Here is an 8,374-nt window from a genome sequence, read left to right as displayed (position 1 = left end):
AATGAAAGCGCTCCCGGGCCTCACCAAAAACATCGATAAGGCATTCGTATAAGGCCTGTTTTGCATGCCCGTATCCGTAATTCCCGCCGAGGTATTTTTCGCGCATTTCGGTTGTAGCCGCTTCCGGGGCCAGGATGCGGTACAAAGCAAAAACAGTATCGGTATCCGGGTCTTTAGGATCTTCAAGGGGAGTACTGTCCGTTACAATTCCCATGATTTGCTTCCGCAGGGCCTTATCTGCCAGGAATATGTCGATCAGGTTGCCCTTGCTCTTGCTCATTTTTTCCCCGTCGGTCCCTGGAATATACATGGTGTGGTCCTGTACCCGGGCTTCCGGGATTACAAAAGTCTCACCCATTTGAGCGTGAAAGCGCGATGCGACATCCCGCGTCATTTCCAGGTGTTGGAGTTGGTCTTTCCCAACCGGGACAAAATCGGCATCGTAAAGCAGGATATCAGCTGCCATTAACATCGGATACGTAAACAGACCCACATTGACGTCTTCGAGCCGGTCGGCCTTATCCTTGAAGGAATGGGCCAGTGTCAGGCGTTGATAAGGAAAGAAACAACTCAGGTGCCATGATAATTCCGTTACCTGGGGCACGTCGCTCTGACGGTAAAACACCGTTTTATTCGGGTCCAATCCGAAGGCCAGCCATGTGGCTGCCGTTGCATAGGTGTTTTCTTTGAGCACTTTACCATCCTTGATTTGGGTAAGGGAGTGCATGTCGGCAATAAAGAGAAAGGAGTCATTTTCCGGTTGGGACGCCATCGCAATAGCGGGCATGATAGCCCCAAGGATATTTCCTAAATGAGGTGTTCCTGTACTTTGAATCCCGGTTAGAATCCGTGGCATGGGCAGGCATTTTTTATCAAAGGACAAAAGTAACGCAAATACCAGAACCTTCCCAAAATTCTTACATTTGGCGCCATGTGGGTTATCGTGAAGAAAACAGGGCAGGCCCTGTACAGAATCTGGTTTTATATCCTGGTAACGATACCGATCATTATATTTTTCCCCCTGCTGCTGGCTTCTTCAATATCCGAAAAAACATATCCGCAGTTTTTCTGGCTCGCCCGGAATTTATGGGCCCCTGTGATACTCTACGGTATGGGTTGTCCGCCCCAGATCAGGTATGACCAACATATGAAACAAAAAAGGAGCTATATGCTCGTGGCCAATCATACCAGTATGCTGGATATTATGTTGATGCTTCGCGTGAGCCGCAATCCTTTTGTTTTTGTGGGGAAAAAGGAACTGGGAAATTTGCCCATTTTTGGATTTTTCTACAAAAGAGTATGTATTCTGGTGGATCGGGAGGACAGTCGCAGTCGCTCAGCGGTCTACCGACGGGCGCAGGGTCGTCTCGCAAAGGGCCTGAGCATTTGTATTTTTCCCGAAGGGGGGGTCCCGGAAGAGTCCGTAATCCTTGATACCTTTAAAGATGGGGCATTTAAAATGGCCATTGCCCATAATATTGAAGTGGTACCTATGACCTTCTACGACAATAAACAGCGGTTCCCCTTTCGTTTTTTCAGCGGTTCCCCCGGACCCTTAAGGGCCCGGGTGCATCGTTTTTTCGATACAAATGCGTACGCATCGTCAGACGCGGCTACCCTGAGGACAGAAGTCCGGGATCTTATTTACGAAAGCCTTCATAAAGGACCAACCACCCGGGCCTGATGGAAATTTTAAAAATACCAAAACGTATAAAAATGGGTCGGGCTGTTGGAAGGCTCGTGGGTTCGGTACATCAGAAACGGAAACTCAAACCGCTGTATACCCCAATAGAGTAGGGCCTGAAACTTCCCTCGGTCTGAGAAAAGGTGTTGAGTTGATATTTGAACATCGGCAAAAGGTTCAGTTCGAGTCGCGGATTGAGGCGATAGAACACACCAAAGCCCAGGTTCGTACTGAAGTTGAGATCATTCATGTTGTTGGACTCACCAACCTCTGTAATCGTTCCCGAAGATTCCAGGCTAACGGAATTATCCATAAGGAACAAAGAGCTCATGCCTCCTATAAGGTTTAGCCCCCACTTCTTATCGATAAGGGTATATTGCATTTCAACAGGAACTTCCAAGTAGCCGAATTCCTGAACCATCTGCCCTTGTCGGGCCGGGCTTGGAGCCGTAATGTCGACGGCACTTGGTTGTTGGGGTTCCCGGGCACCACTTGCTGTGCTGTGTACGACCAGGCTTTTTGAATTTTCTGAATAACTGATGGTTCGGATCAGGGAACTCTGTTGGGCAATCGGAGAAGAGGTGAAACCCACTTCATCCGTATTATACCCGTAGTCTACCCTGTGAATACCGGAACGAATACTGAGGCGGCGAGAAACTTTGTAGGCTACCTGAAGGCCGTAACTCATATTTACAGAACCTGATTTTGAGTTGTTCACAAAGTTCGAGGCAATAGGGGATCCATTACCGAATGAGTCGAAATAGACCGGGGCAAGACTCGGTCCTACCATCCATCTACCGCCTTCATCAGTAGTTTCCGCCAGGGTTTCCTGAGTTTCAATAGCTTCAAAAATAGATTTCTTATCCTCCTCAGGAATATTTGAAGTTAAAGCTTCAGCTGTCTTTGTATCCTCTGTATTGGGAGGCAACGCCCCTATATCGGAAGAATCATCTTCTGGCAACTGAGCTGCCACTCCTTCTTGGGAATTCCTATTGACAAGTTCAGAGGCTGTTCTTCCCCCTTCTGAATTTGGAATTGATTCTTCGGGGAGCGTCTCTGTCCGGGCAACCTCTGAGGCCCTGTTCAAAGGAATAAGACCTGGTTGTTTGTCTTCATTTTCCGAAGGGATCTGTGGTCTATCCGATGCCAGGGATCTATTCGGAGTTTTAAATTCTTTGTCGCCGGTAACCCCGGAAGGATCTGAAGATCCGTCGTTGGCAGGGTCTGAATCGTCCTTTGACCCCTCTGATTTTTCCATATCCTGACCTGCGATTGCTCCTCCCTCGCCACGTTTGTCCAGGGTTTCTTTCAACCGGAGATCGTCATTTTTCGTGGGATTCGGGCCTTCCTGTTTTATTTCGACTTCAGTGACAGCCGGGACGTCCATACCCGATTCTCCCCATGGATTTACCAAAAACAAAACTCCGGCCAGAACTGCCGCTGCGGCGCCTAAACGCCACCAAATCGGGATGACCCGTTTGGATTTTTTCTCGTCCAGGGAAGATCGAATACGATCCCAAACCTTGGGATCCGGGGTTTCCCCATGATCCCCCAGTTTTTCCTGGAACAGTTTTTCTAATTCTTTATTGTCCATAACTTATGAGGTTAGGCTATCTGTTTTTTTTTTAAAATCTTCTCCTGGAGGATCATCCGGGCACGGGATAAATTGGACTTCGAAGTCCCTTCTGAGGTCCCCAGGGCCTCACTAATTTCCTTGTGCGAAAATCCATCCAGCACGTACATATTGAAGGTAAGCCTGTATTTCTGGGGCAACTCCTGTACATATTTCAAAAGGAGCGCCAGAGAGATTTCTGCTTCTTCCCGACCCGTTTCTTCTCCCCGGTCCGGTACATCCGAAACGAGTTTCAAAGGCTCTTTTTTGCGATACTTCTGCAATACCGTATTTATGGTCACCCGCTTTAGCCATCCTTCAAAAGATCCTTTGTGCTTGTACTGATGGATCTTTTCATAAATAGTCATAAAACTATCGTGCAAGTTGTCCTCTGCTTCTGTTTTGTTTCTGGAGTATTTCAGGCAGATTCCGTAGAGAACAGGAGCGTGTTTCCGGTACAGCATCTCCTGGGCGTTCCTGCTGCCTTTCACACATTTCTTTATAAGTTCTTTTTCTGTCAAAATGGAGGACAAATTACATGAGGGAATCTTACTGTCAGGGCACTACCGGGACTTCAAATTCCATGAATTGATCTACCCCATCCTCATTTTTACCCGTCCAAAACCGGAACGTATAGGTGCCCGAATACAAACAGATAAAATCAAAACTGGTAGCTACCTCAGAAAGGACTTCGGTACATGGCACATCATCTTGTTCAGTGCCTATGGCCACAACCCGCCTGATGGTAGTATTCTCCGGAAGGATATCAAACCCTGCGAATTCTGTACAGCCATTGGGCTCCAGTACTGTAACTCCAATCTCGTAGGTCTCATTCAACCTGAACTCCTCAGGCATGTCCACAGAAACGGTGGTCAGGGAGACAAAATGATAACTCACTTCATCTTCCCCAATGTCACATGCGCTTAACAGGATCAGTGGCAGAAGTAATTTGAGTAAATTCCAAAACGGCTTCATAAGCATTATCTCCCGTAAACTCCACTACATAGATGTGAAGCAGTGTTAAAGGTTGCTTGGAAACGCGGGAATTATAAATGTAGTGATATTACTCTTTCACGGCGCTTATCGCATCCTTGATTTTCCCCTCCAATTCATCCATGAGTTCCGGATTGTCGAGTAAGAGGGTTTTGACAGCATCTCGTCCCTGTCCTAATTTGGTGTCTCCATAACTAAACCAGGAGCCACTTTTTTTGATGATTTCATATCCTACACCCAGATCGAGAATTTCCCCAACTTTTGAAATTCCCTCTCCGTACATGATATCAAATTCGGCCAGTCTAAAAGGAGGTGCGACTTTATTCTTGACCACCTTAACCCGGGTTTTGTTCCCCAGGACCCCACCATCTGTATCTTTAATCTGTGTCGATCTTCGAATATCCAGGCGTACGGAAGAATAGAACTTAAGGGCGTTTCCACCGGTGGTAGTTTCGGGATTGCCAAACATAACCCCGATTTTCTCACGTAATTGATTGATAAAGACCACCGTGCTGTGAGTCTTGCTAATAGACCCTGTAAGCTTTCGCAGGGCCTGAGACATCAGACGTGCGTGCAAACCTACTTTGGAGTCGCCCATCTCCCCTTCAATTTCACTTTTGGGGGTTAAAGCCGCGACTGAATCGATAATGATAATGTCAATGGCCCCTGAACGAATCAGGTTATCAGCGATTTCGAGAGCCTGTTCGCCGTGATCCGGCTGAGAGATGATCAAATTGTCAATATCCACACCGAGTTTTTCGGCGTAGAATCGGTCGAAAGCGTGTTCTGCGTCTATAAATGCAGCGATACCACCGGCTTTTTGAGCTTCGGCAATGGCGTGCAGCGTAAGCGTGGTTTTACCAGAGGATTCCGGTCCGTAAATTTCGACGACCCGCCCGCGTGGATAGCCACCCACTCCAAGTGCGAGATCGAGCCCCAGGGAGCCTGAAGAGATCACCTCAACATCTTGTACAACTTCATCTCCCATCTTCATAACTGCACCTTTTCCGTAGGTTTTGTCCAGTTTGTCAAGGGTTAATTTCAGGGCCTTCAACTTCGCTTCTTTCTCGCTGCTCATAGGTGTTTTTCTTTAATTGGATGGCTAAATTACCATTTCTTTTGGCATTATCACAATGGGTAAAGCAACCTTTTAAGGCTTTGGGTATCTTTTTAATTGAGCCTCCGGATTTATCCGAAAGTTACATCTGGAAACCGCAAAAAACATGCACTGAATTTGCTGTGAAGAAGAATGTATTTGTGGTCCCGGGAGAGCTCTGATGACATATCAGGGCTCTTTTTTATGCCCATTTTTCCGGGATTGCCTATTTTTACCCCATCAATTTTTTTCTAACTTAAACCGTAGGTATAGCATGCAACTGTACAATACGCTAAGTGCAGAAGAAAGAGAGGCGCTTATTGAAGCCGCCGGAAAAGACCGGCTCACGATCTCTTTCTATAAATATGCACACATTGGAAATCCCTCCCTGTTCCGGGACTATTTATTCATTCATTGGAATGCATTGGATGTTCTGGGGCGTATTTATGTGGCCAGAGAGGGCATCAATGCCCAGCTTTCAGTCCCTGCCGAGGATTTCGGTAAATTCAAGGAGCACCTGGACAGTATTTCCTTTTTAAAAGATGTCCGACTGAACATCGCCATCGAACAGGACAATAAATCCTTTCTCAAACTCAAGGTAAAGGTCCGCCATAAAATAGTGGCAGATGGGCTGGAGGACGGCAGTTTTGACGTAACGAATAAAGGAATTCACGTGGGGGCCGAACAGTTTAATGCCCTTGTGGAGGACCCGGATGCCATCGTGGTTGATATGCGCAATCACTACGAGAGCGAAATCGGTCATTTTGAAAACGCCATAACCCCGGACGTGGATACTTTCCGCGATTCCCTCGATATCATCGAAGCCCAACTTAGCGATGCGAAGGAGGAAAAGAAACTGGTCATGTATTGTACCGGGGGGATTCGATGTGAAAAGGCCAGTGCTTATTACAGGCATAAGGGCTTTAAACAGGTCTATCAGTTAGAAGGCGGGATCATCGAATACACACGACAGGTGCGGGAAAAGCAACTCGACAATAAATTCAGGGGAAAGAATTTTGTCTTTGACCAAAGGCGGGCCGAACGGATTTCCGATGATGTGATTTCCAATTGCCACCAGTGCGGTAGTCCGTGTGACACCCATATAAATTGTGCCAATGAGGGCTGCCATCTCCTGTTCATTCAGTGTGAAGCGTGCGCTGAAAAAATGAATTCCTGTTGTTCACAGGATTGTATGGACGTAATCGCACTCCCCTTGGAAGAACAGAAAAAGCTCCGGAAAGGCAAGGTGAAGAGCAACCTCATTTTTAAAAAGGGAAGGTCCGAGGTGCTTAAATACAAGAAACCGGCGTCCGAACCTCTGGTCTCTTCCTAACCGGCTCTTGCGTGTATCGATTTAATGCCAAAAACAGAAATTTGGGCCAATAACACCTTTTTCATCCCCTGTTGAGGTTCGGCATCCTTTTAAATTTATCCTATCTTTACCCGAGTAAACGATATATGAACCTGTTTCCTCAACAGCTTTATGTAAAGTCTGGGGAATTGAGATAAAAAATATGGGATGTAGCAGTTGTTCAACCGGGAAGGATGGACAGCCGCGCGGATGTAGGAACAACGGTACCTGCGGTACGGATGGCTGTAATAAACTTACGGTTTTTGACTGGCTTTCTAATATGTCACTGCCGGCAGGGCAACAGGCCTATAATGCGGTGGAAGTTCGGTTTAAAAACAGTAGAAAGGAATTTTTTAGGAATTCGGAGGGTCTTTCCCTCTCTATTGGTGACGTGGTGGCCACTCAGGCTAAGTCGGGTCACGACATCGGCATGGTAACCCTCACCGGGGAATTAGTGCGGGTGCAAATGCGGAAGAAGAAGGTGACCTATGATGAGTCGCTTCCAAAGATCTATCGCAAAGCAACCCAGCGCGATATTGATAAATGGGTCAAAGTCCGGGGAAAAGAGGAAGAGATCAAAAAACGCTCCCGTGAGATTGCCATAATTCTGGGACTTCAAATGAAAATCTCAGATGTTGAATTCCAGGGGGACGGCTCAAAGGCAACATTTTACTACACGGCCGATGAACGGGTCGATTTTCGGCAACTTATCAAGGATATGGCCAAGGCTTTCGGAATCCGGGTCGATATGAGACAAATCGGGTATCGGCAAGAGGCCCAGAGACTGGGAGGAATTGGGTCCTGTGGGAGAGAACTCTGTTGTTCCACCTGGCTGACCGATTTCAGGTCGGTGAGTACTGCGGCTGCCCGATATCAGCAACTCTCACTGAATCCTCAGAAGCTTGCGGGGCAATGTGGTAAATTAAAGTGCTGCCTGAATTACGAGTTGGACACTTATCTGGATGCCTTAAAGGATTTTCCATCGGCCGATTCAAAGTTACACACGGAAAAAGGCACGGCCTTTTGTCAGAAAACCGATATTTTCAAGGGTATTCTCTGGTTTTCCTACAAAGATGATCCTTCGAACTGGCATTCACTGACCAAAGACCAGGTAAACAGGATCCAGGAGTTAAACCGCCAAAAGAAAAAGGTGCAGAGCCTGGAGGAATACGCCTCGGAGAATTATGCCGATGCCGAAATAACTTTTGAAAACGCGGTGGGGCAGGACAGCCTGACTCGTTTTGACCGGCCAAAATCCAAAAGGAGAAGGAATAAAGGCCGAAACAAGGGGAATAATCGAAAAAGAACATCCAGGAATGCTTAAATCACTGTTTATATGCTGCGGCCTCGTGCTTTTCATTTCCTGCACGGACCACCTCGCCTATTCCAAAGTGAAGTCTACTGAAAACGGTCAATGGTATAAAGAGCGCGTCATGGAATTCACCTTCAGTGAGTTGGATACCACCCAGACCTATAACATGTTTATAACCCTTCGAAATGATCAGGAGTATCCGTACAACAATCTTTTTGTGATTGCGGAGTTTACATCTCCTGAGGGGGCCTCTAAGCGCGATACCCTGGAATACCAGATGGCAGATGCCATGGGTAACTGGTTGGGCTCGGGTTATGGAAGTGTCC

9 protein-coding genes are annotated in these 8,374 nt (G+C 47.0%); 4 read left to right on the top strand and 5 right to left on the bottom strand.

Features of this window, described 5'->3' with window-relative positions:
- Nucleotides 1–856 (bottom strand): tryptophan--tRNA ligase (gene trpS / locus WBV75_RS04045; RefSeq protein ID WP_424119369.1); only part of this gene is annotated, 856 nt, incomplete at its 3' end.
- 75 nt (nucleotides 857–931) lie between these two features.
- Here trpS and WBV75_RS04040 point away from each other — a divergent pair.
- Nucleotides 932–1,684 (top strand): lysophospholipid acyltransferase family protein, encoded by a 753-nt coding sequence (locus WBV75_RS04040; RefSeq protein ID WP_424119368.1) that lies wholly within the window; start codon nucleotides 932–934, stop codon nucleotides 1,682–1,684.
- Between the two features lie 70 nt (nucleotides 1,685–1,754).
- Here WBV75_RS04040 and WBV75_RS04035 read toward each other — a convergent pair whose 3' ends face one another.
- The 4 genes from WBV75_RS04035 to recA all read right to left on the bottom strand — a co-directional run bounded on the left by WBV75_RS04035 (nucleotide 1,755) and on the right by recA (nucleotide 5,367).
- Complete coding sequence (locus WBV75_RS04035) at nucleotides 1,755–3,278, bottom strand: outer membrane beta-barrel protein (protein WP_424119367.1); 1,524 nt, start codon at nucleotides 3,276–3,278, stop codon at nucleotides 1,755–1,757.
- Between the two features lie 11 nt (nucleotides 3,279–3,289).
- Complete coding sequence (locus WBV75_RS04030) at nucleotides 3,290–3,817, bottom strand: RNA polymerase sigma factor (protein ID WP_424119370.1); 528 nt, start codon at nucleotides 3,815–3,817, stop codon at nucleotides 3,290–3,292.
- A 34-nt stretch (nucleotides 3,818–3,851) separates the two neighbouring features.
- Nucleotides 3,852–4,271: a hypothetical protein gene (locus tag WBV75_RS04025; RefSeq protein WP_424119366.1), complete on the bottom strand. Its 420-nt coding sequence runs from the start codon at nucleotides 4,269–4,271 to the stop codon at nucleotides 3,852–3,854.
- Between the two features lie 88 nt (nucleotides 4,272–4,359).
- On the bottom strand, nucleotides 4,360–5,367 hold the full coding sequence (gene recA, locus WBV75_RS04020) for a recombinase RecA (protein WP_424119365.1): 1,008 nt from the start codon (nucleotides 5,365–5,367) through the stop codon (nucleotides 4,360–4,362).
- A 292-nt stretch (nucleotides 5,368–5,659) separates the two neighbouring features.
- On the opposite strand from recA, the gene WBV75_RS04015 reads away from it, so the two are divergent.
- The 3 genes from WBV75_RS04015 to WBV75_RS04005 all read left to right on the top strand — a co-directional run.
- The gene (locus WBV75_RS04015) at nucleotides 5,660–6,718 is read left to right on the top strand and encodes a rhodanese-related sulfurtransferase (RefSeq protein WP_424119364.1); all 1,059 of its coding nucleotides are present in this window, start codon (nucleotides 5,660–5,662) and stop codon (nucleotides 6,716–6,718) included.
- A 181-nt stretch (nucleotides 6,719–6,899) separates the two neighbouring features.
- Entirely contained in the window at nucleotides 6,900–8,060 is a 1,161-nt protein-coding gene (locus tag WBV75_RS04010; RefSeq protein WP_424119363.1) for a PSP1 domain-containing protein, read from the top strand.
- Nucleotides 8,053–8,374, top strand: a 322-nt coding sequence (locus WBV75_RS04005) for a gliding motility lipoprotein GldH (protein ID WP_424119362.1), incomplete at its 3' end; no start/stop codon positions are given. The genes WBV75_RS04010 and WBV75_RS04005, both read left to right, overlap by 8 nt.

The sequence above is a fragment of the Robiginitalea sp. genome (assembly GCF_049588695.1).
Taxonomy (GTDB): Bacteria; Bacteroidota; Bacteroidia; order Flavobacteriales; family Flavobacteriaceae; genus Robiginitalea.
This window is presented reverse-complemented; position numbering and strand designations above follow the sequence as displayed.

What these genes read in the sequence shown, in the direction of transcription:
- WBV75_RS04040 (WP_424119368.1), top strand. Translation starts at nt 932, where the DNA reads ATGTGGGTTATCGTGAAGAAAACAGGGCAGGCCCTGTACAGAATCTGG.
- WBV75_RS04035 (WP_424119367.1), bottom strand. Translation starts at nt 3,278, where the DNA reads ATGGACAATAAAGAATTAGAAAAACTGTTCCAGGAAAAACTGGGGGAT.
- WBV75_RS04025 (WP_424119366.1), bottom strand. Translation starts at nt 4,271, where the DNA reads ATGAAGCCGTTTTGGAATTTACTCAAATTACTTCTGCCACTGATCCTG.
- recA (WP_424119365.1), bottom strand. Translation starts at nt 5,367, where the DNA reads ATGAGCAGCGAGAAAGAAGCGAAGTTGAAGGCCCTGAAATTAACCCTT.
- WBV75_RS04015 (WP_424119364.1), top strand. Translation starts at nt 5,660, where the DNA reads ATGCAACTGTACAATACGCTAAGTGCAGAAGAAAGAGAGGCGCTTATT.
- WBV75_RS04010 (WP_424119363.1), top strand. Translation starts at nt 6,900, where the DNA reads ATGGGATGTAGCAGTTGTTCAACCGGGAAGGATGGACAGCCGCGCGGA.